Source organism: Rhodoferax sp. GW821-FHT07G04, from assembly GCF_059418585.1.
Window position 1 is genome coordinate 54,779 of sequence record NZ_JBWKQD010000006.1, and the last position, 26,326, is coordinate 81,104.

At 62.3% G+C, this 26,326-nt stretch carries 22 protein-coding genes; 13 read left to right on the forward strand and 9 right to left on the reverse strand.

Annotated features, from left to right (window positions below; translation table 11 throughout):
• Positions 1–7: 7 nt before the first annotated feature.
• Genes arsC through AC07OO_RS23120 form a run of 3 tightly spaced genes read right to left on the reverse strand, consistent with a single transcriptional unit; the run spans position 8 to position 1,482 of the window.
• Positions 8–427 carry an arsenate reductase (glutaredoxin) gene (arsC, locus tag AC07OO_RS23110; RefSeq protein WP_495084510.1) on the reverse strand — a complete coding sequence of 140 codons (420 nt, stop codon included), beginning with the start codon at positions 425–427 and terminating at the stop codon, positions 8–10.
• A complete protein-coding gene (locus AC07OO_RS23115) occupies positions 424–1,113 on the reverse strand; it encodes an aquaporin (RefSeq protein WP_495084511.1) in 690 nt (229 codons plus the stop codon). The genes arsC and AC07OO_RS23115 overlap by 4 nt, the downstream gene beginning before the upstream one ends.
• Before the next feature lie 6 nt (positions 1,114–1,119).
• Complete coding sequence (locus tag AC07OO_RS23120; RefSeq protein ID WP_495084512.1) at positions 1,120–1,482, reverse strand: ArsR/SmtB family transcription factor; 363 nt, start codon at positions 1,480–1,482, stop codon at positions 1,120–1,122.
• A gap of 132 nt (positions 1,483–1,614) precedes the next feature.
• On the opposite strand from AC07OO_RS23120, the gene AC07OO_RS23125 reads away from it, so the two are divergent.
• Positions 1,615–2,016 (forward strand): response regulator, encoded by a 402-nt coding sequence (locus AC07OO_RS23125; protein WP_495084513.1) that lies wholly within the window; start codon positions 1,615–1,617, stop codon positions 2,014–2,016.
• A 12-nt stretch (positions 2,017–2,028) separates the two neighbouring features.
• Here AC07OO_RS23125 and AC07OO_RS23130 read toward each other — a convergent pair whose 3' ends face one another.
• The gene (locus AC07OO_RS23130) at positions 2,029–3,045 is read right to left on the reverse strand and encodes a M14 family zinc carboxypeptidase (protein ID WP_495084514.1); all 1,017 of its coding nucleotides are present in this window, start codon (positions 3,043–3,045) and stop codon (positions 2,029–2,031) included.
• Between the two features lie 179 nt (positions 3,046–3,224).
• On the opposite strand from AC07OO_RS23130, the gene AC07OO_RS23135 reads away from it, so the two are divergent.
• The 5 genes from AC07OO_RS23135 (at position 3,225) to AC07OO_RS23155 (ending at position 10,885) form a co-directional block, all read left to right on the forward strand.
• Positions 3,225–3,365, forward strand: coding sequence for a hypothetical protein (locus AC07OO_RS23135; RefSeq protein WP_495084515.1), 141 nt, complete (start codon positions 3,225–3,227; stop codon positions 3,363–3,365).
• Positions 3,366–3,717: 352 nt separating this feature from the next.
• Positions 3,718–4,449, forward strand: coding sequence for a substrate-binding periplasmic protein (locus tag AC07OO_RS23140; protein WP_495084516.1), 732 nt, complete (start codon positions 3,718–3,720; stop codon positions 4,447–4,449).
• Between the two features lie 213 nt (positions 4,450–4,662).
• Positions 4,663–5,772 (forward strand): HD-GYP domain-containing protein, encoded by a 1,110-nt coding sequence (locus AC07OO_RS23145; RefSeq protein ID WP_495084517.1) that lies wholly within the window; start codon positions 4,663–4,665, stop codon positions 5,770–5,772.
• Positions 5,769–7,130, forward strand: a complete 1,362-nt coding sequence (locus AC07OO_RS23150) for a PAS domain-containing protein (protein ID WP_495084518.1) — start codon at positions 5,769–5,771, stop codon at positions 7,128–7,130. Before AC07OO_RS23145 ends, AC07OO_RS23150 begins: the two co-directional genes overlap by 4 nt.
• A 14-nt stretch (positions 7,131–7,144) precedes the next feature.
• Complete coding sequence (locus tag AC07OO_RS23155) at positions 7,145–10,885, forward strand: PAS domain-containing protein (RefSeq protein ID WP_495084519.1); 3,741 nt, start codon at positions 7,145–7,147, stop codon at positions 10,883–10,885.
• Positions 10,886–10,893: 8 nt separating this feature from the next.
• Here AC07OO_RS23155 and AC07OO_RS23160 read toward each other — a convergent pair whose 3' ends face one another.
• Positions 10,894–11,844 (reverse strand): alpha/beta fold hydrolase, encoded by a 951-nt coding sequence (locus tag AC07OO_RS23160; RefSeq protein WP_495084520.1) that lies wholly within the window; start codon positions 11,842–11,844, stop codon positions 10,894–10,896.
• A gap of 80 nt (positions 11,845–11,924) precedes the next feature.
• Here AC07OO_RS23160 and AC07OO_RS23165 point away from each other — a divergent pair, with 80 nt between their 5' ends.
• Positions 11,925–12,662 (forward strand): AraC family transcriptional regulator, encoded by a 738-nt coding sequence (locus AC07OO_RS23165; protein ID WP_495084521.1) that lies wholly within the window; start codon positions 11,925–11,927, stop codon positions 12,660–12,662.
• Between the two features lie 9 nt (positions 12,663–12,671).
• On the opposite strand, the gene AC07OO_RS23170 is transcribed toward AC07OO_RS23165, so the two are convergent.
• On the reverse strand, positions 12,672–13,262 hold the full coding sequence (locus tag AC07OO_RS23170; RefSeq protein ID WP_495084522.1) for a DUF1579 domain-containing protein: 591 nt from the start codon (positions 13,260–13,262) through the stop codon (positions 12,672–12,674).
• Between the two features lie 160 nt (positions 13,263–13,422).
• On the opposite strand from AC07OO_RS23170, the gene AC07OO_RS23175 reads away from it, so the two are divergent.
• The gene (locus tag AC07OO_RS23175) at positions 13,423–15,291 is read left to right on the forward strand and encodes a diguanylate cyclase (protein WP_495084523.1); all 1,869 of its coding nucleotides are present in this window, start codon (positions 13,423–13,425) and stop codon (positions 15,289–15,291) included.
• Here AC07OO_RS23175 and AC07OO_RS23180 read toward each other — a convergent pair.
• The 3 genes from AC07OO_RS23180 to AC07OO_RS23190 all read right to left on the reverse strand — a co-directional run bounded on the left by AC07OO_RS23180 (position 15,278) and on the right by AC07OO_RS23190 (position 20,855).
• Positions 15,278–16,315, reverse strand: a complete 1,038-nt coding sequence (locus tag AC07OO_RS23180; RefSeq protein ID WP_495084524.1) for an HD-GYP domain-containing protein — start codon at positions 16,313–16,315, stop codon at positions 15,278–15,280. The two genes, AC07OO_RS23175 and AC07OO_RS23180, sit on opposite strands and share 14 nt — an antisense overlap.
• The gene (locus AC07OO_RS23185) at positions 16,312–19,275 is read right to left on the reverse strand and encodes an MHYT domain-containing protein (RefSeq protein WP_495084525.1); all 2,964 of its coding nucleotides are present in this window, start codon (positions 19,273–19,275) and stop codon (positions 16,312–16,314) included. Before AC07OO_RS23185 ends, AC07OO_RS23180 begins: the two co-directional genes overlap by 4 nt.
• Before the next feature lie 104 nt (positions 19,276–19,379).
• Entirely contained in the window at positions 19,380–20,855 is a 1,476-nt protein-coding gene (locus tag AC07OO_RS23190) for a CYTH and CHAD domain-containing protein (RefSeq protein ID WP_495084526.1), read from the reverse strand.
• A 288-nt stretch (positions 20,856–21,143) separates the two neighbouring features.
• Between AC07OO_RS23190 and AC07OO_RS23195 the strand changes: the two genes are divergently transcribed.
• The 5 genes from AC07OO_RS23195 to ppk1 are packed head-to-tail and all read left to right on the forward strand — an operon-like array spanning position 21,144 to position 26,326.
• Positions 21,144–21,374: a hypothetical protein gene (locus tag AC07OO_RS23195; RefSeq protein ID WP_495084527.1), complete on the forward strand. Its 231-nt coding sequence runs from the start codon at positions 21,144–21,146 to the stop codon at positions 21,372–21,374.
• Positions 21,375–21,379: 5 nt separating this feature from the next.
• Positions 21,380–22,219, forward strand: a complete 840-nt coding sequence (locus tag AC07OO_RS23200; protein ID WP_495084528.1) for a GNAT family N-acetyltransferase — start codon at positions 21,380–21,382, stop codon at positions 22,217–22,219.
• Positions 22,219–23,094 carry a UDP-2,3-diacylglucosamine diphosphatase gene (locus tag AC07OO_RS23205; protein WP_495084529.1) on the forward strand — a complete coding sequence of 292 codons (876 nt, stop codon included), beginning with the start codon at positions 22,219–22,221 and terminating at the stop codon, positions 23,092–23,094. The genes AC07OO_RS23200 and AC07OO_RS23205 overlap by 1 nt, the downstream gene beginning before the upstream one ends.
• Entirely contained in the window at positions 23,091–24,173 is a 1,083-nt protein-coding gene (locus AC07OO_RS23210; RefSeq protein WP_495084530.1) for a glycosyltransferase family 4 protein, read from the forward strand. The genes AC07OO_RS23205 and AC07OO_RS23210 overlap by 4 nt, the downstream gene beginning before the upstream one ends.
• A gap of 38 nt (positions 24,174–24,211) precedes the next feature.
• Complete coding sequence (gene ppk1 / locus AC07OO_RS23215) at positions 24,212–26,326, forward strand: polyphosphate kinase 1 (protein WP_495084531.1); 2,115 nt, start codon at positions 24,212–24,214, stop codon at positions 26,324–26,326.

Sequence of the window (26,326 nt, forward strand, 5' to 3'; positions counted from 1 at the left end):
ATGGCTCTCAGACACGCTGGCCCTGGGCGTTGATGACCACCTCGCCGTCTTCCTTGGTGAAGGGGCCTTGCTGGGCTTGGGGCAGGATGTCCAGCACCAGCTCGGACGGACGGCACAGGCGCGTGCCCAACGGGGTTTCCACGATGGGGCGGTTGATGAGGATCGGATGGGCCAGCATGAAGTCCAGCAGTTCCCCGTCTGTCCATTTGGGGTTGGCCAAGTCCAGCTCGGCATAGGGCGTGCCCTTCTCACGCAACAGCGCGCGTGGGCTGGTGCCCATGGCCGCCAGCAGTTGCTGCAGGCGCTCTTTGGTCGGCGGGCTCTGCAGGTATTCGATGACCAGGGGCTCTTCGCCGCTGTTGCGGATCAGGGCCAAGGTATTGCGTGAGGTGCCGCAGGCGGGGTTGTGGAAGATGGTGATGGTCATACAGCAGGAACTTTCTTGGTAGAGAGTGCATTCGCCAAGGCCACGCCCAGCACGGCACCCACGCATTGCGCCAACACAAAGCCGATGGCGCTGGCCGGCGCAATGCCGGCAAAGGTGTCGCTGAACATGCGGCCCATGACGGCAGCGGGGTTGGCAAACGAGGTGCTGGCGGTAAACCAGTAGGCTGCACCGATGTAGCAGGCCACCAGTGCCGAGGCCTTGCCCTCGGGTGCACGCAGGATGGTGAACAGCAGGCCGCCAGTGGCCACGGCTTCTGCGATCCACTGACCCCATCCGCCGCGCAGGTGTTGGCTGGCGTGCAGCAGCGGAAGCTCGAACATGGCATTGGCCAGCGCCGCACCCGCTACGGCACCCAGTAGTTGTGATGCTATGAAAAGCGTAGCTACCCGCGCAGCATTCTCGGGGGCTAGCTGCCGCTTTGACCACATGGTGAGTGTTACCAGCGGATTGAAATGCGCGCCGCTGACGGGGCCTAGCGTTTCAATCAGCACGAAGAGTGCAAAGACCGTGGCCAGGGTATTGGCCAGCAGGGCGACGCCATCGTTGCCGCCGCTGATGCGTTGGGCCATGGTGCCGGAGCCGATCACGGCGCATAGCAGGGCGGCGGTGCCGGCAAACTCGGCCAGCAGGCGCTTGGCCAATGGGGGCGGGGTTGTGTGATTCATGGGTTGTTAGCAGTTGCTGCAGCCAGAAGTAGCCGGGGTCACCGCACAGGCTTCACCCTGGCAGCAATGCTCGGTCAGATAGGCCAGCAGGCGGTTCATGTGGCCGAAGTCGGCGCGGTAGATCAGGTTGCGCCCGCGCGATTCGCTGGTGACCAGTTGTGCGTGGGCCAGCTCCTTCAGGTGAAACGACAGGGCGCTGGGCGCCAGGCCCAGGGCCTCGGCGATGGCGCCGGGGGTCAGGCCTTCGGGGCCAACTACTACCAGGGCGCGGAAGGCGCGCAGGCGTTGGGCCTGGGCCAGCGCGGCCAGCGCTTTCACAGCCAAGGCCTCATCCAAAGACTGGGCTTCAGGTGAAATGTCGATATTCATATTTCAATAATACTTGAAATATTGAAGTGATTCCAATTGCTGGCCTATTTTTCGCCAGAAGTGGTTAGACTGGTCGGTAAATCCTGGCTTGGGGTGCTGTGCAGAACCAAGCCCCCGCAGTCCCGAGGTCCAATGAAGACGCCTAGCGACACCCGGCAGCCTATCGCGCTCGTTGAAGACGATCCTTTGACGGGCTCGGTCATCGTGCAAATGCTGGCGCAATACGGACAGCCCGCCACCCTGTATGACGGTGGCCTGGGTCTGCTCAAAAGTGCAGCCCTACAAACCTATCGCGTCATCGTTCTGGACCTGTCCCTGCCCGACATCGACGGCTTCGAACTGGTACAAAAACTGGCAGACCGCGTGCCCCAGGCCTCGCTGGTGCTGATGACAGGCCGCGGTACTGCCACGCTGGAGAGCGCGCGCATGGTGGCTGAGGGATTTGGCATGCACGTCGTGGGCGCGCTGAACAAACCCTTCTCGCATCTGGAGCTGTGTCTGGCCCTGGGGCTGGACGAGCCCGGGGTGCCCTAGGGCCTGCTCACTCTAGTCGTACCAACCCTTCAGCGCATCTGCATGCAGCTTGGCGCGCAGATCGCCGGTAGGCATCCAGCGCGCATGGCTGCAGGCCGCACGCGACAGAAAGTCCAGCAGCGACAAATGGCGGCGCAGCACCCGGTGCTGGCGGTGCGCGATCAGTGGGTTGAAGATGCCCTTCAGCGAAAACATCTGGCGCGGATTCTTCTTGATCCACAGCCACGAGCCCATCTCCAAGGTCAAGGGCAAAAAAATGCGCTCCGGGTCGGCGCACGCTTCCAGGTACAGGTAGTCCCACACATCGCCATGGGCCAGGTACTGCAAGCTTTGCGGCTCAAAAACATAAGGGTGGTGGCTGTAGGTCTGCAGAAACACCTCTTTGAGCGCCTGCATCTCGGCCAGGTGGGCAATCGGTTTGTGGGTGTGGGCGTAGGGCAGCCAGATGCGGTCGCTGGCGCCAAAACCCGAATGGCAGTCCAGCGCCATGCTGAAGGGGCGTGCCATCAGTTCGCTGCGCACTGTGTCGCACAGCGCCATGTTCTCGGCCTCCATCGGCGCATCGGCCCGGCCGCGGTACCAGGGCAGGCTGGCACTGATGCGCTGGCCGCCCACCATGAAGGGCACCTTGTCCACGGCATCCACTGGCGCGTTGCGCATCAGGTCTATGCCCTGCGGGTTGGCCCGCGTGCCCATCAGCATGCCGCCGGGGTTGACGATGGGCATGAACAGCAGCCGTACCGATTCCAGTTGGCTGTGCAGCGTGGCGTCCCACTGCAGGCGCATTACCAGGCTGTGCAGGAAGGCGATCACCACCTCAGCGCCAATGCGCTCCAGGCCATGCACGCCGCCAAAAAAACCGATGGCCGGCACGTCCGTGCTGGGGTTGCCCAGGCCAATGGCGTACACCGGCAAGCTCGCTCCCGTCGGTAGGTTGACGCTGTGTGCCACCTTTACCTGCAGGTGGGGTGCGCCCAAGTCCAATATGCGCTCCAAGGCTTCCAGTTCGGGCAGATGGGTGGCTTGCACTTGGGCTAGGGTAGAGATGGGGGTAGGGGGGCAGGGCAGGCACCGAGCATAGCCCGCAAAAGCTGCGCTATTGGGATGGCACAGCAGAGCCCAGGGCTATGGCAGCCCTGACGTAAAACTGTCACACACCGACGGTAGCCTTGAGGCCTGCTTCAACACCGCAATAGAAGGAGGCCACCATGATCTGGAAACTCTTGGGCTTGCAGAAAAAGCTGGACGCTTTGTTTGACGACGGATGGGTCAACCTGGGGCTGCCCAATGCACGCCACAGCGCGCTGGCCGCCGCGGTCCTCGCCGCCACAGCCACACAGAAGGGCTGACGCCATGCGCCGCCTGGCCGTATGGAGCAGCCTCGCCTGGGGCATGGTCGAGCTGCTAGCCCTGCAGCGTTCGCGCTACCAGACCTGGAGGCAGCGCGGCTGAACCCCTTGCACCGCCGGTTCCGGGCCGGTGTAAACCCCAGTCGTCACCCGTGGTGCTTTTATTTTGATAGCACTATACGCATATTCCACGAGGGCTAGCGGCAAATTTTCCTTGCAGCTGTGGTGAATAACCCTATTTTGGGTATTAATTGGGCCTGCTACGGCAAAAGCCGTATCCCAAAGGCGCCGGGACGGCGTATATTGCGAGCCTATAGCCCTTGTTTTTAGGCCATCGTCCAAAGGTCCCGCCATGTTCTTGCCCGGCTTGCGCGCTGTGTGCTGGAGTCTGTGCTTGCTGCTGTTGGCAGGCACAGCCGCCCAGGCCGACACCCCCGCGGTGGTGCGCATAGGCTCCTGGGACCGCAAGACCGATCAGATGGTGCATGCGGCCGAGGCCATCCTGACCCAAGCCTATGCCGAACTCAAACAGCCCGTGGAATTTGTCGAACTGCCGGTGCGCCGTGCCCTGGCGCAGATGCTCAGCGGCGACATTGACGGCAACGCCTACCGCATCGCCAACCTGGCCGAGGAGCAGCCCACGCTGTTTCGCGTGGAGCCTGCGTTGGGCATGACCGAAATCCGCGCCTACGTGGTCAACCCCGAATTCAAGGCTGCCAACTGGAGCCAGCTCGCAGGTTTGCGGGTGGCCTACCAGCGCGGCGCGCTGATCGTGGAGCGCAACCTGCCGCCCAGCAGCCAGCGCCTGGAAGGCAGCAATATTGCGGAGCAGTTCCGCATGCTGGGCCGGGGCATGGCCGACGTGGTGCTGATCGTGGAGCCCGCGCAGAACAAGCCCCAGGCCTTGGCCAAACCGGTGGGTGCCTCGCGCACCGACACCGCGCTCGAGATCATCCCCTTGCACCACTACCTGCTGGGCAGCCACCGCGAGTTGGGCTTGCGCCTGAACGCCGTGCTGGCGCGCATGCTGGCCAGTGGCGAGCTGCAGGCCATACGCACCAAAGCCCTGAGCGCAGCGGAGTGATCCGGGCCACCCGTAAGGCTGGCCCATCGCATGTTTTGCATTAGCACAGCCGGAGTGCTTGGGCGCATAATTTATGGGAGTTGACGAAGATCAAGGCCAGCCTGCAGTGTGGGCCGGCACAATCGCGAAAAGACGTCGTTTGGAAGGTTGGCCCAGCCCATGCTCGGCTGAATGGATAACGGCCGGGTCGGGCACATCGACCAAGGAGCAGTCATGGCACCAGACAGGCCTGCAAGGATCTTGATCGTGGACGACGCGCCAGACAACCTGGCGCTTCTGGGCGACGTGCTGAGCCCAAGCTACCAAGTGATGGTCGCAAACTCCGGGGCACGTGCTTTGCAGCTCGCAGCCCAGGCGCCTGCCCCTGACCTGGTGCTGCTCGATGTGATGATGCCTGCCATGGACGGCTACGAGGTCTTTGCCCACCTGCGCGACAACCCGGCCACCAAGGGCATTCCTGTCATCTTCGTCACCGGCATGAACAGCATGGATGATGAATTGCACGGACTGGACAGCGGGGCCGTGGACTACATCACCAAACCTGTCGTACCCCCCGTTTTATTGGCCCGGGTGCGCACCCAACTGGAGCTCAAGCAGGCCCGTGACTGGCTGAGTGACCAAAACCTTTATCTCGAGAACGAAGTGGCCAAGCGCATGGCCGAGAACATGCTGATTCAAGAGGTCAGCATCCGTGCGTTGGCGCGCCTGGCCGAAACGCGCGACCCCGAAACCGGCAATCACATTCTGCGTACCCAGGGCTACGTCCTTGAATTGGCGCAGGCGCTGCGGTCGCACCCCCGGTTTGCCGCCATCCTGACGGATCGCTACATTGATCTGCTGGCTCGGTCAGCACCATTGCACGATATCGGCAAGGTGGGTGTCCCGGACCATGTGCTGCTCAAACCCGGCCCATTGACGGCGGATGAATGGGGCGTCATGAAGACCCACGCCCAGATTGGCAGAGAGGCCATTGCGCACGCCGAAGAAGATGCCACCCATACCGTGGAGTTTTTGTCATTGGCCAAAGAGATAGCCGGTGGCCACCACGAGAAGTGGGATGGGACCGGCTATCCGGCCGGCCTCAGCGGCGATGCCATTCCGGTGTCGGCACGCATCATGGCGGTGGCGGACGTGTTTGACGCGTTGATCTCCGTGCGGTGTTACAAGAAGGCCATGCCCTATGCGCAGGCGCGCACCATTATTGTTGAGGGGCGGGGGCTGCACTTTGATCCCGACATTGTGGACGCCTTTGTCGCCATTTTTGACCGTCTGTGCGCCATCGCCGACCGGCACAGCGACGCCGCCGAAGCGACGGTGCCATGAGCAGGCGATTTGCAATCGCACTCTCTTTGCCCTTGGTGGCCCTGGGCTTGCAGTGGATCTTGTGGCCGTGGTTGACGCCATTCGTGTGGTTCCTGTTTTTCCCAGCGGTCTTTTTTAGCGCCCGCATCGGTGGGCTGGCCGGTGGCATCGCCAGCACGCTGCTCAGCAGTGCACTGGCGTGGTACTTTTTCTTGCCGCCGCAACTGAGCTGGAAGCTGGCTCGGACTGAGTACCTCTACTCAGTGCTGCTTTTTTGGGTCATGGGATATCTGTTCAGCGTGGCCGAAGAACGTCTGCGCCGGGCCAAGCGATCGGCCAGCGCGGCCAGGGCAAATGCCCACGCTGCCAACTCGGCATCCGAGCAACTGCGTGCGGAGACGCAAGACCTGGAGCGGGCCAAAGCCGAATTGCAGCGGTTCGAGCACATAGTCTCCACCACGCGAGAGATGCTGTGTTTCATCGACCAGGAGAGGCGCTATGTGGTGGCCAATGCCGCGTATGCGGCGATGTTGGAGCGCGATTGCGCGGACCTGCCCGGCAAGCGGGTCGTAGATGTCATTGGGGAGGCGAGCTATGCGCTGATCGCAAGCCATCTGGACAAGGCGATGGCCGGTGAAGCGCAGCACTTCGTCGTGAAGCCCACGCTCCCCAATGGCAAAAGTCTGGTTGTGGAAGCCCAATACCAACCCTACCGCGACCAAAACGGGGTGCAGGGCGTGGTTGTTGCGTTGCGTGACATTACGGCAGTCAGGGATTCAGAGGCCGCCGTCAAACGTGATGAAGAGCGTCTGCGTCTGGCGCTGGATGCCAGCAACCATGGGCTGTGGGATTGGGACCTGGGCAGTGGGTTGGCCTACCTGTCACCACGCCACTACGAATTGACCGGCCACAGAGCGCAAGATGTGACGCCCAACCTCGATTTTTTTCTAAGCACGGTGCATCCAGACGACAGAGCGCATGTCATGCAAGAGGTGCAGGATCACTTGCAGGGAAAGACCCCGGCCTGTGATTCGGAGTACCGCATGGTCACTCCCCTGGGGCAGATTCGTTGGATCGTCGGGCGAAGCCAGGTGGTGGAGCGTGATGCGCGTGGTGCACCCCTGCGCATGGTCGGCACCATTGCCGACATCACCGAGCGCAAAGCCAATGAGACGGCTCTGCGCCAGCAGGCCGAAGAACTGGTACAGAGCAATGCCGAACTGCAACGCTTCAACCGGGCATCGGTAGGGCGGGAACTGGACATGATTGCGCTCAAGCAGCAGGTCAACACGTTGTCGCGGGAGCTTGGAAGATCGCCCCCGTACGCTTTGGCATTCATGACCCAAGCGGAAACTTCTGTTCCAGCAGACAGGCTGTGACTGAATCTGCCAGCATGTCCAAACCAGATGCACAGGGTGCTGCAGGAAAGCTCTCTCTCCACGCTTTTCTCACGCGTTTGATCTGGCTTTGTTTGGCCCCCTTGGTTGTGCTGGCGAGCTATCTGGCCGTCAAAGAGGTGCAGGAAATACAAGGCGAGCATGACCGCGATGCCAATATCCTGATGTCAAGCTTCGCGGTATCGATTGATCAGGATTTGCAAGCGCGTATCAATGGCCTGCAAATGCTGGCGGATCCACCCTCTGATAGTGAGCCCGCCCGGCGCAGCATCTTGTACAAGGAAGCGCAGGCATTTCTCAGAAGCTTTGGCAGCCATGTCGTCCTGGCGGACAAGGACATGCACATGTTGTTCAATACACGCCTGCCGCTAGGGACAGCGCTGCCGCCGCTACCCGTGCCCAAGGGCAGGGCTGCTGCGCCCCTGGCCCTGCAAACCGGCAAACCCGCGGTGGGTGATAGTTTCATAGGACCTGTAACAGCCCAACCACTCGTGGCCGTTGCCGTGCCGGTATTGCGCGATGGGCCCACCCAATACCTGATTCTGACCACTTTCGAGGCGGGTCAATTCGAACGGCATTTCAACGCGCTGAACCTTCCCAAAGACTGGACGATTACGCTGTTGGATGGCATGGGTGGGGTGATTGCAAGACGTGGCTCAGCCCAAGCCCCTCTGAGGACTGGTTCGCAGAGGGCGCTTGGCGTCAAACGCTTCCAGGTTCAATCCCAAGTCGCACCCTGGTCGGTGGAGTTGGATATTCCATCCAGCATTTACTACGCATCGATACGGGCCGCGAGTATGGAGGCCGCTTTTGCCGTGTTGTGCGTCACTCTGGCGGGCGCCATCGGTGGCATGCTGGCCAGCCGCCGTTTGGGGCATTCCCTGGCTTCGTTGGCACAACCTGCCAAGCCCGGTGCGCCTGCGCCACGTATTGTGGAGATCGCCGCGTTGCGTCAGTTGCTCGACCAAGAGGCAACGACGCGAGACAGAGCCGAATCCAAGCTTGTAGAAAGTGTTGCGCTTTACCAGCACACGCTGGATAGCATGTTTGAAGGCTGCCAAATCATTGGTCTCGATTGGCGCTACCAATACCTCAATGCAGCCGCCTTGCAGCAAAACAATCTGCCGAAAGAGGCCATGTTGGGACGCACCATGATGGAGGTCTATCCTGGTCTCGAGCAAACCGAAATATTTGCCGTCTTGCAGCGCTGCATGCAGGAGCGAACTGCACAACACACACAGACGGAATTCAAATTTCCCGATGGCAGGCAGCGGTGGTTTGATGTCAACATATTGCCGGCGCCTGATGGTATCGCCATCTACAGCATCGACATTACCGCGCACAGGCAGGCCGACAAAGCCTTGCGTGAAAGCCAGCATGCGGCCCTGCAGGAACAGCGGCGAGCCCAGTTGGCGGCGTTGAATTTGATGGAGGACGCCGTTGCGGCGCGCGCGCGGGCGGAGGCGGCCAATACCGCGCTGCGTGAGTTGTCGCTGGCGGTGGAGCAGAGCCCGGAGAGCATCATCATCAGCAATATCAAGGGCATGGTCGAGTACGTCAACCAGGCATTTGTCAACAACAGCGGCTATCAACGAGAAGAGGTTGTCGGCACGGAGTTCCACCTATTGCGGTCCCAAAAGACATCGGAGCAAAGCATGCTGGACATGCGTCGTGCTCTGGAGGCGGGGCAGACCTGGAAAGGCGAAATCGTCAACCTGCGCAAGGACGGCTCCGAATATGTGCAGTTCGCCATCGTCAGCCCTCTGCGCCAGGAAGATGGGCGCATCACCCACTACGTCGCGGTCAAGGAGGACATTACCGAGAAGAAGCGCGTGGGCCTGGAGCTGGACCAGTACCGCCACCACCTGGAAGAACTGGTGGCCAGCCGCACAACCGAGCTCGAAGCGGCCCGTGTGCAGGCAGACAGCGCAAACCGGGCCAAGAGCGCTTTCCTGGCCAATATGAGCCACGAAATCCGCACGCCGATGAATGCCATCATTGGCCTGACCTGGTTGTTGCGCCAGGACCAGCCCACCGCGGCCCAAAGCAGCCGCCTGGACAAGATCGACGACGCAGCGCAGCACTTGCTCAGCATCATCAATGACATTTTGGATCTTTCGAAGATCGAAGCCGGCCGTCTGGAATTGGAACAGTCCGATTTTGCGTTGGGCTCGGTGTTGGACAATGTGCACAGCCTGATTGCGGAGCAAGCCAGCGCCAAGGGGTTGGAGGTCTCCGTGGAAGGGGATGCGTTACCGCTGCGCCTACGCGGCGACCCGATGCGACTGCGCCAGGCGCTGCTGAACTTTGCCGGCAATGCGGTCAAATTTACCGAGCGAGGGCGCATTGCACTACGTGTTTGCCTGGAGAGTGAATCCACGGCCGGCTTGGTGATCCGCTTTGAGGTGCAAGACACGGGCATCGGTATTGCCGAGGACAAATTGCCAACACTGTTTGAATCGTTCACACAGCTCGATCCCTCCACCACCCGCCGTTTCGGCGGCACGGGCCTGGGCCTGGCGATCACCCGGCGCCTGGCGGAAAGGATGGGCGGGCAGGCGGGTGGCAGCAGCACCTTGGGGCAGGGCAGTACCTTCTGGTTCACCGCCCTGCTGCAGCGGGGGCAGGCTGCACCAGTCCAGCAGGCTATCTCCGCCCGTGAAGATGCCGCCGAAGCCTTGCGGCAAAACTTCAGTGGCGCGCGTATTTTGCTGGTGGAGGACAACCCCATCAACCGCGAGGTCGCGTTGGAGGTTTTGCAACTGGCCGGCCTGGCTGTCGACACGGCGGAAAACGGCCAGATTGCCGTGGACAAAGTGCAGGCACTGCGCTTTGATCTGGTCCTGATGGATGTGCAGATGCCGGTGATGGATGGCATGGCCGCCACGCGTGCGATCCGTGCGTTGCCAGCGCTGGATCGGCTTCCCATTCTGGCCATGACTGCCAATGCATTTGATGATGACCGCCGTGACTGCCTGGCAGCTGGCATGGATGACTTTGTAGCCAAGCCCGTGGTGCCGGCCGATTTGTACGGAGCCCTGCTGCGCTGGCTATCAGCCCGTACATCGGAAAGTGGGAATGCCGAACAGCCGGCGCAAGGGGGCACGCAGCACAACGGGCGAACCGAGTCTGCGCCAAGTCCTCCATCGCCAACATCATTGGCCGGCATACCGAGTCTGGATGCCGCCTTTGGGCTCAAGCTGATGGGGGGAGATGCGGCCAAGTACCAGAATCTGCTGCGTTTGTTTGTAGACACACATGGCGGGGATATGCAGCGCGCCATGCGGTGTCTGGAGCACGATCAAGCCGCCGATCTGCGTTATATCGCCCATGGTTTGAAAAGCGCCGCAGCCAGTGTGGGCGCGCGTGCCGTTGCCGATTTGGCAACCGAGTTGGACAGGCTATTGCATGCAGGTGCCCCATTGGCTGACTGCATGCCTGTCGTTGCACGCTGCGACAGTGAAATGCGCAGGCTGCTGAACGCCATTCAGTCTTTGCCGGAACCTGGGGGGGCGCCTGCGCGAGGGCCGGATGGCCAAGGCTTGCAGAAGATTCCCCTGGAGGAGTTGCTCGCGCAGCTCAGTGCAGGTCAGCTATCGGCGGCTCGCTTGGCGAGAGACTTCAAGGTGCCACTGCGTGCCCGCCTAGGCCCGCAGTATCCGGAGTTTGAACGCCGTATCAACCAGTTTGATTTCGAGGCTGCACTGGCCTTGCTCAAACCATTGCAATCGACCTGAAAAGGCCCTCAGTGCATGCCGGCAGGCAGTTGGCTCAGAAATTGGGCATACAAGCGCGCTGAGTCCTTTGGTGCCTCCATCATCGGCAAGTGCCCCACGCCAGGCAGCACATCGACCTGTGCCGCCTCTAGCCGCGTGCGCAGCACCTCGGCCCCCGAAGCGTGGAAGACCTGGTCATTGCCACCCCATAGCACCAGCGAGGGTTGCTGCAGGCCGGCGATGCGGCTGTCCAGCAGGTAGCGGTCTTGCAACTGGGTATTCCACAGCCGTACATTGGAGTCGGCGTTGCGCACTGCATCGGCCTCTGCGGCATGCCAGATGGGGTAGGGCAGGAAGGGGCGCCGGGTAAATAGCAAACCTATCATTTGCTCAAACTCGGCTCCGTTGTGCGCAATCAGCGGTGTCTTGCCGACCGCGATCAATCCATCCATCGCACTGGGCTGCGGTGTGCGTATGCCATGCGGTGCGCCGATGAAGGCGACGCTGGCCACCCGCTCGGGATGTGCCATGGCAAACAGTGCAGCAATGGTGCCGCCCATGGAGTTGCCCGCCAGGTGAGCGCGTTGCACGCCCAACGCATCCAGCAGGGCCAAGAGATGTGCGGTCTGTGCGGCATAGTCGTAGGTCTGCTCGGGTAGCCGGCCGCTGGCGCCATAACCAGGCAGGTCGGGTGCGATGACGTGGTAGCGGCCAGTCAACGGGCGTGCAAAGTCCACCCAATGGTCTTTCTCGGCAAAAATGCCGTGCAGCAGCACGATGGTCTCGCTGCCACTGCCGCCTTCCAGGTAATGCACCTGGTGTGGGCCTATCGGGATGGTCTGTTCGGCAAGGCCCGACAGGGCACGGTTCGCATCCAGCAGCGGCTGCTTGAAGCGATCGGGGAAGCTGTAGCTGGCCACGGCCAGCGCGGACAGCAGCGACAGGACAACAAGTATTAAACCAAGGGCTATGCGTTTCAAAGAAAAAGTCTCCGGGTCAATGGGTCGGTGAGAATGCAAGGCTAAGTGAACCCTTTGTAGAAAACTTGTATGTTTAGGCTATGCGCATACGTGGCAATACTCTGACCCTGGGCGCCAACCGCGCCCTCTACCAAGGCGAGTTGCCCGCCACCGGCTGGCATTGCCACGCATCACCGGTGCTGTTGATGGGCCTGTCGGGGCGCTTCGCGGTGCAGTTGCCGCAGGGCCCGGTGCATACCTGCCATAGCGCGCTGATAGACACCGGCGTGGAGCATGTGTTCGACCCCTGCGGTGAAGAGGTCGCGCTGGTGTACCTGGAGCCCGACTCGGCCGAGGCCCGCAGCCTGCGCCCGCACTTTGCGGTCCAGGGAGGTGTGGTGTTTGACGCCGCCGTGCCGGCGCAGGCCCGCAGCACCATGGACGCCTATTTGCGCAACTTCGATCTGCAATCTTTGTTGCTCCTGGATTGCCAAGCGGTCGCGCCTATCGATGCCCGCGTGGCACGCAGCCTGCGGGCCTTGCGTCAGCTGGGCGATACGGCACCGGGGCGCGATGTGGCGGCCGCGGCTGCCCATTTGTCGGCCTCACGCTTCAACCACCTGTTCCGCGCGGAGATGGGGGTCAGTTTCCGCAGCTACCGTGTGTGGTCGCAGGTTCGCGCGGCAATGGCGGCTTTGGGTAGCAACCCCACACTGACGCGTGCAGCGCTGGACGCGGGCTTTGTGGACTCATCTCACTTCAGCCGCATGTTCCGCCAGACTTTCGGCATGACGCCTTCCAGTGTGTTGAAGCCCTTGCGCGAGATTGCGCTCGTTTAAGCGTTGGGCTTACTTGGGCGCTATCGCACCGCCCGCGGGCCAGTCGGTATTGCCTATGCGTTTGAGCGTCATCTCAAAGAAGCGCGCCGGTTCCTTGTTGGGGACCATCTGGTCGCCCACCTCGTGCCAGGTGCCGTCTTTGATGGTGGCGGTGTAGCGGATCGTCATATTGGGGCCTGCGGGAATGGTCCAGACAAAACCGTCTGCCGTGGGGGTCAGCGCAAAGTCTCCGACACGACCCTGGGCATGTGAATGCATGGTGTAGGCCTGGGTGGCCGCGTTGTACGAAATGGTGCCGAAGGAATTGAAAGTGGGTTTGCCGTCGGCCTCATAGCCTTTGCCTTCGATGACCTTGACCGATCCATCCAGAAACGGCCCGATGCGTTCGGTTTGCGTGATCGTATGCTTCTCGCCCGACGGCAACAGCGTCCACGCCGGGCCGCGCCACATGCCGTCCATAGAGGCCAGTGGTGCCATGGCTTCGCGCTGGGCGGCAATCGCGGCTGCAGGGTCGTATTTGCCTTGGGCCAGCGCGCTGGATGCTGCCAGTGCAAGGCTCAGGCCCGCACCAGCAAGCAGGGATAGTTTGCGGTTGTTCATTGAAAACCTTTCAGATGGTCCTGGTCTGGATTGTCCCGAGGTCGCCACCTGGTGGTTATGCAGAGTTTCCCTAGGTCTCGATGCCACCGGCTATGCGCGTCCGCGCGGCAACCAGTTCATCCATAATGCAAGCACACCGCCACCACAATCAGCATCCCCCATGACCGGAGACCGGACTGCTTTTCTCCTGTATGCGAACAACCGGTTCCGTTATCGCGTCTGGCTGTTGCTGTGCGGCCTGCTCCTGTGGGTTGGCCAGGCCTGCGCCAGTGACCAGGTGCTGGATGCCAGCCCCATAGCCAAAACCCCGGTTTCATTGACCGAATACCTTGCTATCTTGGAGGACAGTAGCCTGGCCTTGGGCATTGACGATGTGCAAAAGCCCGAGTTTGCTGCACGCTTCAAGAGCGCCACGGCTTCGGGTGAATCCCTGAACTTTGCCTACACCACGTCGACCATCTGGTTGCGCTTGCACTTACAGAACAGCGCCGACGCGCCCATCGCACGGATGCTGGAGATTGCCTACCCCTTGCTATCCAGCGTGGCGTTCTACCAGCCCCTGGGTGATCAAGGCTACCAGGCGGTGCAAACCGGCTACGCCCGGCCCTTTGCCGAGCGCCCGCATGCCAGCCGGTATTTTGTGCTGCCCGTCGCGTTGCCGGCCCATGCCGACCAGATTGTGTATGTGCGCATTGCATCGCCCAACTCCATCAATCTGCCCATCCGGTTGTGGGAGCCCCAGGCCTTCCATGCGCACGAGCGGGCCGACTATGTGTTCCAGGCCCTGTACTTCGGCAGCGCGATAGCCATCATTCTGTACAACCTGATGCTGTTCGTCGCCCTGCGCGATACCAGTTATTTGCTCTACGTGGTGTCCGCGGCTTTCAGCGCCTTGACCGTTGCAGCCTTTGTTGGCATTGGCCCCGAATACCTGTGGGGAGACAGCCCCGGGCTGACGATGCGGGCGACCAATATTTCGTTGGCGATTGCGTTGACCGCGTTCCTGTTGTTCACGCGGCGCATGTTGCACACGGCGCAGCGGGTGCCCCGGCTGGATAGGTTTCTGATGCTGTTCGCCATACTCAATGCGATATTCCCCGTGTTGCTGGTGCTGTGGTTTGAACAATTTGCCCGCTTGTTCGTCATCAACTACGCGGTCACCGCCTTGCTGCTACTGGCCAGTGGCGCCGTATGTGCGGTCAAACGCGAGCGCAGCGCCTATTACTTCATGGCTGCCTTTGTCGTGGTGCTGCTGGCCTTGGCCCTGCTGTCCATGCGCCAGTTGGGCATCGTGCCGACCAACTCCCTGACCACGTCGGGCGCGCAGATCGGCTCGGCGCTGGAAATGCTGCTGCTGTCCTTTGCGCTGGCGGACCGCTACAACGTCATACGCCGTGAAAAGGAAGCAGCCCAGCAGCGCCTGGTCGAGACCCTGAGAACTTCAGAGGCCATGCTGGAACAGCGGGTAGCGGAGCGCACCCAAGAGCTGCAGGTACTGAACCTGAAACTCGAAACACTCAGCACTACCGACGCCCTGACCGGGATTGCCAACCGGCGCCACTTTGACAAGCTGCTGGCCAATGAATGGTTGCGCTGCACACGCCTGGCGCAGCCCATAGCCTTGGCCATGGTGGACATTGATTGGTTCAAGAAATACAACGACTGCTACGGCCATCAGGCAGGGGACGAGTGCCTGCGCAATTTCTCCAGGATCTTGGCCGCCACGGTGTGCCGCACGGGTGATCTGGTGGCCCGTTACGGTGGTGAGGAATTTGTATTCTTTGCCCCCGCCACCGATGCCGAGGGCGCGTTGAACATGGCCAACAAGGTCTGCGAAGAGTTGCAAACTGCCTCGCTCCCCCATGCATTCTCCGACTACGGGTGCGTCACCGCCAGCATTGGTGTCGCCGTCATGGTGCCGCGTGAGGGGCAAGAGCCTAGTGCGCTGATCCAGGCCGCTGACGAATCGCTGTACCTGGCCAAGAAGCAGGGACGTAATCGGGCGGTGCTGGCGTCTATGGTTGTTTGACAATTTGCGCAGTGGTGTCGTCGGGTTGGCTTCGTTCCGCCCAATGCTCCTTGACCTCCAGCACCTCCGGCAGGTGGGCCAGGAACCGCGTGACCAAGTCGGGATCGAAATGGGTGCCGCTGCTGGACTTCATGTATTCCAGCGTTCTGTCCACCGTCCAGGCGTCCTTGTAAGGGCGCTCGCTGGTCAGGGCATCAAACACATCGGCGATGGCCACGATGCGGCCTTCGTACGGGATATCCGTGCCGCGCAGGCCATTGGGGTAGCCGCTGCCGTCCCATTTCTCATGGTGCGACAGCGCGATGCGGTGCGCCAGTTGCAGCAGGCCGGGTTCGTGTTCACCAATGATGTCACCGCCGATGGCCGGGTGTCGGCGCATGGTGTCCCATTCGTCGGGGGTTAGCGGGCCTTTCTTTTGCAGGATGGCGTCGGGGATACCGATTTTCCCGACGTCGTGCATGGGCGCGGCATGCAGCATGTCTTCGGCCTGTGCTGCGGTGAAGCCGGCCGCGAGCGACAGGATTTTGGAGAAATGGCTCATGCGGATGACGTGCAGACCGGTCTCGTTGTCCTTGTACTCGGCGGCCATGCCCAGGCGTTGCACGATCTGCAAGCGTGTCTGCGTGAGCTCCTCGACCCGCACCAGCGACAAATGGGTGCGCACCCGGGCCTTGACGATCAGCGGGCTAACCGGCTTGGTGATGTAGTCCACGGCACCCAGGTCAAAGCCCTTGGCCTCGTCTCGGATGTCGACCAGCGTGGTCACGAAGATCACGGGTATGGCCGCAGTGCGTGCATCGCGCTTCAGGGCCGCGCAGGCTTCGTAGCCGGTCATGTTGGGCATCATGATGTCCAGCAGGATCAGGTCGGGGTGCTCACGCTGCGCCAGCGCCAAGCCCCGTTGCGCGTCCTTGGCGAACAGCAGGCGGTAGTCATCTTGCAGAATATGGCGCAACACCTCGAGATTCGAGGCTTCGTCGTCGACCACCAGTATTTTGGGGCGGCTGTCTGGGGTGCTCGTCATGGTTGTACCTCGTTGGCGCGGGAGTCCAGGCGCACCACCAGGGCGTGCAGCAAAGCCTGTGCGTGTTCGAAATCAAAGCGTTGGATAGCGGCTTCCAGGGCCTGCGCCTGCGGGGCCTGCTGGCTGGCGCGCAGCAGTTGACCCAGCTGTTGCAGCGCAGCCGCATCCAACTCTCCGCGCCCCAGAGCGTCGATGGCCGTCATGGCCAGCGGCCGCAGGTTTTGAGGAGCTGGTGTGCTGCCGACCGGGGCTTGTGTCTCAGTGGCGTCGTTTGGCAGGTCTTGCAAATTTTGTGCAACTTCTGCCAAAGCCTGGCCCAGCGGTTCCAGCAAGGCCCGCGCTTGGTAGATGCGCTGTGCCAGCAGCGCGCTCTCCAGCTGCAGTGACAACTGGTGCAAGGCGCGTAGTGCCAGATTGCCGCAGGTGCCGCGCAGCCGGTGCACCAACTGCACGGCCGCAGCCTGGTTGGCCTCTTGCAGGTAGGCGTCCAACTGTTCTGCCACCTGCTGGTTCTCTTCGAGGAAGCGTTGTATGGCCAAGGCCAGGGCCCGGGTGTTCCCCCACAGCGCAATGCCCTGTGGCCAATCAATCGCCGGAAAGACGCCGGGCGTGGTGGTGCCAGCCAGATCACCCAGCGCCGCGTGCCGGCTGTGGGGGCCATGTTCCAGCATGTTGGCGATTTCTGCCATCAGCAGACCCAGATCCAGCGGTTTGGACACGAAGCCATCCATGCCCACCTCTTGTGCGGCGTGCTTATCCTGTTCCTGCACGCCGGCGGTCAGCGCGATGATGGGGGTACTCAGCAGGCCCTGCTCTTGTTCGTAGGCCCGTATGCGGCGCGTGGCCTCCAGCCCATCCACCTGCGGCATTTGCACGTCCATCAACACGATGTCGAATTCGTCCGCAGTGAAGGCCTGCACGGCCTGCTGGCCGTCACGGGCGACGACGATCTGGTGCCCCTGTTGGCCCAGGGCTATCTTCAACAATTCCACGTTTTGCGCCACGTCATCGGCGACCAGGATGCGCAGCGGCCGCAGGTGTACGGTGTCGCCGGCCTGCGGTATCTGCACCGCCTCACCCGGCACCAGGGGCAACAGCACGTGGAATACGCTGCCCACGCCCACCTGGCTTTCCACATCGATGCGGCCCGCCATCAATTCCACCAGTTGGCGTGCAATGGTCGTGCCCAGACCGGTGCCACCGAAGCGACGGCTCATGGAGGCGTCGGCCTGGGCGAATGGATGGAAGATCTTTTCCAGCCGGTCCGCCGGTATGCCTATGCCGCTGTCGTGCACCGCAAAGTGCACTTGGCCCTGGTCGGGAAATACCGCCAGCCGCACGCTGCCGTACTCGGTGAACTTGATGGCATTGCCCAACAGATTGATCAGCACCTGCCGGATACGCAACGCGTCACCGCTGAAAAACTCGGGCAAGTCCGGATGGAAATCGGTGGAGAGGCCCAGACCCTTGGCCTGCGCGGCCAGGCGTAGGGAGTCGGCTGCCTGGTCCACCACCAGTTTCAGCGAAAAGTCCTTCAGCTCCAGTTCAACCGCACCTTTTTCCAGCTTGGCGGTATCCAGTATGTCGTTGAGCAGGCCCAAGAGCGAGCGGGCGGAGTTGCGCACCGTCGTCAAGTGGCGCTGCTGCATGGCGTCGAGCACGGTATTCATCAGCAGGTCGGTGAAGCCGATGATGGCGTTCATCGGTGTGCGGATCTCGTGGCTCATATTGGCAAGGAATGTGGTCTTGGAGGCCGCCGCTGTTTCTGCGCGGTCCTTGGCCTCACGCAAGGCCTCCTGCATTTCGCGCTGTTCGCTGATGTCGGTGATGAAAGCCACATACAAGGTCTGCCCCGGCAGCACCACGCGCCCAATGGCCACGCGTATCGGCAGCGGCGTGCCGTCCTTGCGCACCGTCATCACCTCACGGCTGGCGCTGCCCACATAGGGCCGGCCCTGGCGCGGGTGGCTGCTGTTGCCACGGGCGGCTTCGCGCTCGGAGAACAGCAGGTCTATGTTCTTGCCGATCACCTCGGCGGGCTGCCAGCCGAACACCCGCTGGGCGGCTGGGTTGAAGGTCTGGATGACGCCCTGGGCATCGAAAGTCACCAGGCCATCGGCCGCAGTGTCGACGATGGAGCGCAGGCGCGATTCGCTGGCCTGCATCAGCAGATACAACTGGCGGTAGCGCAGCAGGCCATTGGCCGCCGCCACAAAAATGGTCAGGGCCACGGTGATCAACGATACTGCCAGCGCCACAAACGTGGTTTGCGAGGCTTGGGTGCCGACCACGGTGTCGGGGGTTCCGACAAAGCGCGCCGCGGCCATGCCGGTGTAGTGCATGCCGGCAATGGCCAAGCCCATGACAACCCCGCTGACGACGATGGTCCAGCCGCCCGACAGTCTGCTGCGCAGGCCCACCAGGCCAAAGCGTATCCACAGCGCCAGCATCGCCAGTACCACGGCCACAACGATGGACAGCGCAAAAAACCAGGGGTCGTAGCGCAAGAGCGGTGCCATCTGCATGGCTGCCATGCCGCTGTAGTGCATGGCACCTATGCCTGCGCCCACCAGCACACCGCCGATCAGCAGTTGCAGACCGGTCATGCGGGGTCGGGCTAGCAACTGCAGCGCCACCCAGGACGCGCCCAGGCTGGGCAGCATGGACAGCATCGTGATCATGGGGTCGTAGGCGACCGAGGTGCAGAGCTGGAATGCCAGCATGCCAATGAAGTGCATGGACCAGATGCCACCCCCCAATGCCGCCGACCCGGTGATGATGGCCACCTGCTTGTGCAGCGTACGGTCACTGAGTTTGGCCATGCCGGCAATCTGCAAGGCCATGCCGGACGCAAAACAGGCAATTACCACCGACAGCGCGACCAGCCACGGGTTGTAGGTACCGTACAGGAACAGGCTGGGATCGACGGAGTCGATAAAGAACCGATTCAGGTCAAGCATGGCATAGCGTACCCATGACTGGGCACAAATTCAACTGCCGCCTCCAGTGGGAGCGCCTGTCCCTGCGCCTAGCCCCGAGGTTCAAGCGCGGTTCGGCGCCTTGCTCAACGGGCTTGGCCCTGGCCGGCCGCAACGCCGCGTAGAAACTCCACAAGGCCTGGGGCCACCGGCAGTCGGGCCGTGATGGCCAGCGCCTGCAGCACATCCCGCGTCAACCCCATGTCGGCCTGCAAGCGGCTGGCCTGCACATGCCAGTGCTTGGCGCGCCGCTTGGGCAGCAGCGGGCGCAGGGCCTCAATGCCATAGCGCAGGCGCTTGGCCAGGATGCGGGCGCGGTGGGCGCTGTCGGGGTTTTGCGCCTGGGCCAGGGCTTTCTTCAACTGGCTGTGCCAGTGTTTGATGTGGCGGCGGGCCCAGTCTTGGAGGCTGTGCTTGGGGTTGGCCTGTGTTGAATGGGCCTGATCCGCCAATTCGATTTCCAGCCAGCGTGTGGTGGCCAGCAAGGCCGTGCCTACCGCTGGTTCGCACAGTGCAGCATGCAGCACATCGCGTTGCTGGTCGGCGGCTTCAGCCAGGGTCTGCTCCATGGCGCGCCAATGGGCCTGGCGCGTGCGGTCGCCGTCGGTGTAGGCATTGGCCAGCATGGGCAGGGTCTGCTGGCTGGCCACTTCCAGGTCGCGCAGGGCGCCCAGCGCGTCCAGCAACGGCCACAAGGCTTGCTGTTGTTCGGCCGGCAGGCTGGTGCCGGCCACCTTGCCGAACAGCTTCAGGCCCGTCTTGAAACGCCGCCAGCCGATGCGGGCCTGGTGCACCAGCTCGGGGTCGTCGCTGTGCAGCAAGGCGTTGAGGTTGGCCGTACAGTGGGCGAAGGCCTCGCGCAGCATGCGCTGGGCGGCATCCTCCACGGGCAGGTCGGCCACCAGGGCGGGAGGGCGCGCGGCCTGGGGCGCATGCAGTGCGTTGCGGGCCAGTGCGTAGCCGCGCTGGGCCTTGCTGACGCCCAGCGGCAGCGTCGCAACCGTGCGGGCAATTTGCTCGGCTACGCGAAACAGAGCAGGGGGATCGCCCGCCAGCAGTTCCAATTCCAGCTCGCAAATGGGGGCGGTCTTGCCGTCCGCGATGACGTGGCCTATGTCCAAAGCTACTTCCACGGCGCTGCCATCGCGGTGGCGCACCGTCCAGATGGTGCGGGTGAAGGCGGTGGTGAAACAGGGCGCCAAGGTGGGGTACAGCCTGCCGTCGGTGTCCAGCGTGGCCCAGGGGGTGGCGGCCAGTGCTGTGGCGTCGAGTTGGGCACCGGGTACCGCGGTCTCCCACTCGCCGCGTTGGCTCAGCGCCGATTCGCTGCTGCCACCCATCTTCAGGGTTTGCAACCACTGGGGTGCGGTCGGGTTGCCCACGCGGCGCAACCGCAGCGCCACGCGCTGCTGCTGCAGGGCTTGCTCAGGGGTGTCGTAGTAGACGTTGTGCAATTGCTGCTGCACCGCCTTGCGCCGGGCCAACAGCGGGACCTTGGCCAGACGGGCCGCCAGGTCATCAGGGTCGGTGGTGGGCAGGGCTAGCTTGAGTTCGATTTCCATGGGTTTGCAGGTGTTGGGCTGTCAAATGGCTGGTAGTTGCTATATTTTGTGTAGCGATATGCGCTTATTCGACGAGGGCTACAGCCTGATTTTCTATATGAGGCCTGCTAAAAAACCCGATTTGGGGTTTTATCGCTTAACCCTCAGCCCATTCTAGGGCTTGGACGTGCCGCAGACAGGGCAGCCGGCGCCCAGGGATTTGTCACACAACTGCCATCAAACTGACGTGTGTGCGTCATCTGCGCCTTTCAGAATTCGCCGCATAACAAGCACGATGGAGAGAGCGCTATGGGAAAGCATCTGAATGCAGCGGTGGAGTTTGGCAAGTCGCTTGCCAGTTCCGCCATCCGCCCCCGCTTTGAGTTCGAGCAGCAGTGCCTGCGCATTCTGCGTTGCACGGCGCTGGCGCTGGCCAATAGCCCCGGCGGCCTGCGCTTCAAGGCGGGCACCCAGCCCTGGCTGGACGCACTGTCCGAACGGCGCGAACGTCTGACGATGTCGGTGCAACACGGAGGCTGAACACCATGGCAGAACATTTTGGTATCGAACTGTCACACACCGGCACTGCGCCGCAGGAAGCCAACAACAACACGCTGGGCGGCAATCGGCCGGCCAGTGCACCGGTCGCTCCGCAGCAATTGGCCATCAAGGTCTTTTGGGCCCAGCACCAGGACGAAGTGCGCGCAGCGCAAAAGCTGCGCTACGACATCTTTGCCGGTGAAATGGGCGCTCGCCTGAACACCACGCTGCCAGGCCACGACATCGACCTGTTTGACAACTTTTGCGAGCACTTGCTGGTGTGCGACGAGGTCACGGGCCAGGTGATTGGCACCTACCGCGTGTTGACTCCGGTGCAGGCCCAGCGTGTGGGCAGCACCTACAGCGACACCGAGTTCGACCTGACCCGCCTGCGGTCCTTGCGCGATCGCATGGTGGAGCTGGGCCGCAGTTGCGTGCACAAGGACTACCGCCATGGCGGCGTCATCATGGCGCTGTGGGGGGCCTTGGGTGCCTTCATGGTGCGCAACCAGTTGGACACGATGATTGGCTGTGCCAGCATCCCCATGCTGCACAACGGCGTGGTCAGTGGCGACTTGGCAGCCAGCATCTGGCGCAAGGTGCAGGCCACGCACCTGGCACCGATTGAATACCATGTGCGTCCCCGATTGCCGCTGCCCATCGAGCAGCTGGACGCATCGCTGGACGTGGAGCCGCCGGCGTTGATCAAGGGCTATCTGCGCCTGGGTGCCAAGGTACTGGGTCCGCCGGCCTGGGACCCGGACTTCAACTCGGCTGACCTGCCCATGCTGATGCGCATTGGGGATCTGCCCGCGCGCTACCGCAAACACTTTCTGGAGTCCTGATGCGAACCGGCCCGGACGCCTTTGCTCCGCTGGCGCGGGGCATGCTGAGTGGTGCGCACGCGGACCTCGCGGACGATGACGACGACCACAAGCACGGCCGCCGCTACCGGGCTATTTTTGTATCAGACATCCACCTGGGCACGGCCGGTTGCCAGGCGCAGGCCCTGTTGAGTTTTCTGAAAGCCCACCCCAGCGATTGCCTCTACCTGGTGGGCGACATCATCGACGGTTGGCAACTGCGCCGGCGCTGGTACTGGCCCCAGTCGCACAACGACGTGGTGCAGAAGCTGCTGCGCCGGGCGCGCAAGGGATGCAAGGTGGTTTTCATCCCAGGCAACCATGACGAGTTTGCGCGGGGCTTCCTGGGCCATGAGTTTGGCGGTATCGAGGTGCGCGAAGACGCGGTACATGTCACCGCCGATGGCAAACGCCTGTGGGTCACGCATGGCGACCACTTTGACGGCGTGATCCAGTGCGCCAAATGGCTGGCCTTCCTGGGTGACAATTTGTACGAGCTGACGCTCAGGCTCAACCGCCACCTCAACAGCCTGCGCGTGCGCATGGGCTTGCCTTACTGGTCCTTGTCGGCCTACCTGAAGCAAAAGGTCAAGACGGCACTCAACTACGTGACCGACTTCGAAGTGGCCGTGGCCAATGCCGCCCGCTCGCTGGGGCATGACGGCGTGGTGTGCGGACACATCCACCGCGCCGAGATGCGCGACATCAACGGCACGCTGTATTGCAACGATGGCGATTGGGTGGAGAGCCGCAGCGCCCTGGTCGAGCACATGGATGGCCGCCTGGAACTGCTGTACTGGAATGCCGAGCAAAGCAGCACGGTGCTGGTGCATGCTGCGCAGGAGGTGCCTGCATGAAGTTGGCGCTGGTGACGGACGCCTGGAGCCCCCAGGTCAACGGCGTGGTGACAACTCTGGTGGAGCTGGTGCGCGAGATGGAGGGCATGGGCCACCAGGTCGAGGTCATACACCCTGGGCTGTTCGATACCCGACCCTGCCCGGGCTATGCCGGAATTGACCTGGCGGTGCGGCCTCAAAAGGCGCTGACGCGCAGGCTGGACGCGATTGGTGCGGATGCGATCCACCTGGCCACCGAAGGCCCGCTGGGCTGGGCCGCGCGGCGCTATTGCCTGCGGCGCAAACTGGCGTTTACGACGGCCTTTCACACCCGCTTCCCCGAGATTTTGAAGGCGGCCATCAAACTGCCGCTATGGATAGGCTACGCGCTGTTCCGGCATTTTCACAGGCCGTCATCGGGCGTGTTGGTGCCCACCGAGAACGTGCTGCGCCTGTTGCAGGGGCGGGGTTTTTGCAATCTGCGCAGTTGGACCCATGGCGTGGACATGCGCCTGTTCCAGTACCAGGAGCAGCCCCAGGTCTATGCGCCCCTGGGCGTGCTGGCCCGGCCAGTATCGCTGTTCGTCGGGCGGGTCTCGTACGAGAAGAACATAGCCGCCTTCTTGCAGATGGACGTGCCGGGCACCAAGATCGTGTGTGGTGTAGGGCCGCTGGAGGCGGGCCTGCGCGAGCGTTACCCCCATGTACGCTGGCTGGGCGTGCTGCCCCGCGACGAACTGGCCCAGGTCTACGCTGCAGCCGATGTGTTCGTCATGCCCAGCCGCTCCGAAACCTTTGGCTTGGTGATGTTGGAGGCCATGGCCTGCGGCACACCGGTCGCGGCCTACCCGGTCGATGGGCCGACCGAGGTGGTGGGTGAGCCCGCATGCGGCGGGGCCTTGGACGCGGATCTGGCCAGCGCCTGGTACCAAGCCTTGAGCATTCCACGCCACGCGGCCCGCGCGCGGGCGCAGGTCTTCAGTTGGGCCTATGCTGCGCAATTGTTTACCGGGCATTTGGTCTCCGCCCGCAAGGGCATCCCCCTGGAAACGGACCGGGTTGTTCACAGTACCGTCACACAACTGTCATCAAACTCGTAAACAATTCTTCACTGTTGTGTCATAGTGAAGCTGAATCTATGTTGTCCTTTCTTCGCAGTCCCAGCTTGCCAACCGCCTTGAAGGTGCCCGACAAGGCGCCAGAGCTGCTGGACCGCGACCACAGCATCCTGGCTTTCAATGAGCGGGTGCTGGATTGGGCCGTGCGCGAAGATGTGCCCCTGTTGGAGCGCTTGCGTTACCTGTGCATCGTGTCGTCCAACCTGGACGAATTCTTCGAGGTGCGGGCCGAACCCCATGTGATTGCCATGCAGGCCGGGGACCGCAAGGGCGCGTTTTCCGTCAATTCGTTCGAGCGCTTGGCCGCTTCGCTGCATGACATCGTGGGCCGCCAATACGCGCTGTACAACGAAAAACTGATGCCGGCCTTTGAGCGCCAGGGCATCAAGATCGTGTCGCACGGCGATCGCAACCCGGCCCAGCGCCACTGGGTCAAGCAGTATTTTGAGCGCGAGGTACGCCCGCTGTTGATACCGGTGGGATTGGACCCATCTCACCCCTTTCCGCAGGTGGCCAACAAGTCGTTGAATTTCATAGTCCGCCTGTCCGGGCGTGATGCCTTTGGGCGTGAGAACGAGATCGCTATCGTCAAGGTGCCCCGCGTGCTGCCGCGCATGATACGCATGCCGGCCAAGGTGGCAGGTGGGCGCACGCTGTTTGTGTCACTGTCCAGCGTCATCCGTGCCCATTTGTCGGAGCTGTTCCAAGGGCGGCATGTGGGGCAGTTCTCGCAGTTTCGGGTCACGCGCCACTCCGATCTGGCGGTGGACGAGGAAGACGTGCAGAACCTGCGCATGGCCCTGCGCCAGGGTCTGGTGCACCGCCACTACGGCCAGGCCGTGCGCTTGGAAGTGTCGGCGGGCTGCTCCGAGCATTTATCCGACTTTTTGCTGCAGCAGTTCGATTTGCCGGCCAAGGCTTTGTACCGGGTGCAAGGCCCGGTGAACTTGGTACGCCTGACCCAATTGATTGATCTGGCTGACCGGCCGGACTTGTGCTTTGCGCCTTACAAGCCGTCATACCCGGCACAGATGAACTCCAATCTGACGGTGTTTGACCAGCTCAAGCGTGGTGACATCCTGATCCACCAGCCCTTCGAGAGCTTTGACGGTGTGCTGGACTTTTTGCGCGAAGCGGTGAATGACCCGCAAGTACTGGCCATCAAGCAGACCATCTACCGCACCGGACCTAATTCCGAGCTGATGGACCTGCTACGCGAAGCCGTGCGCAAGGGCAAGGAAGTGACCGTGGTCGTGGAGTTGAAGGCTCGCTTTGATGAAGAGGCCAATATCAACTGGGCCGAGATGCTGGAGTCCATCGGTGCCCAAGTGCTATACGGCGTGGTGGGGTTGAAAACCCATGCCAAGATGATGCTGATCACGCGCAGCGAGGGCAAAGTACTCAAACGCTATGGTCATCTATCCACCGGCAACTACAACCCCCGCACCGCGCGCTTGTACACCGATGTCAGCCACCTCACGGCCGACCCGGTGTTGACCACCGACATGGAGCACGTGTTTGTGCACCTGGCCAGCCAAAGCAAGCTGCCGCCCTTGCGCAAGCTGTGGTTCGCACCCTTCCATCTGCACCGCAATTTGATCGACCGCATCGATGCGCTGGGCTTGGCGGCAGGGCGGGGCGCAGATACGCGCATCGTTATCAAGATGAATGCGCTGACCGATGACGCGCTGATCCAAAGCCTGATGCGTGCCGGTCGCAAGGGTGTGAAGATTGACCTGATCGTGCGCGGCGCCTGCATGCTGCCGGCCCAGGTTCCCGGTCACACCGACAATATCCGCGTGCGTTCGGTCATTGGCCGTTTTCTGGAGCATTCGCGGGTCTTCTACTTCCGCGAGGGGCAGGACGACGAGTTGTATCTCTCCAGCGCTGACTGGATGAACCGGAACATGGTGCGCCGCGTAGAGCTGGCCTGGCCGGTGACCGATGCCGTGCAGCGCCAGCGCCTGGTGGACGAATGCCTGGTGGCCTACCTGCACGATGGTGTGGACGCCTGGGACTTGGGGCCGGATGGCAAATACACCCGCAGCCACAGTGACGGCAAGACGCCGGCGCACGGCGCCCAGGCTGCGTTGATGGCGCGCTATGCCGAAGCCGGCAAGGCGCAGGTTGGATAG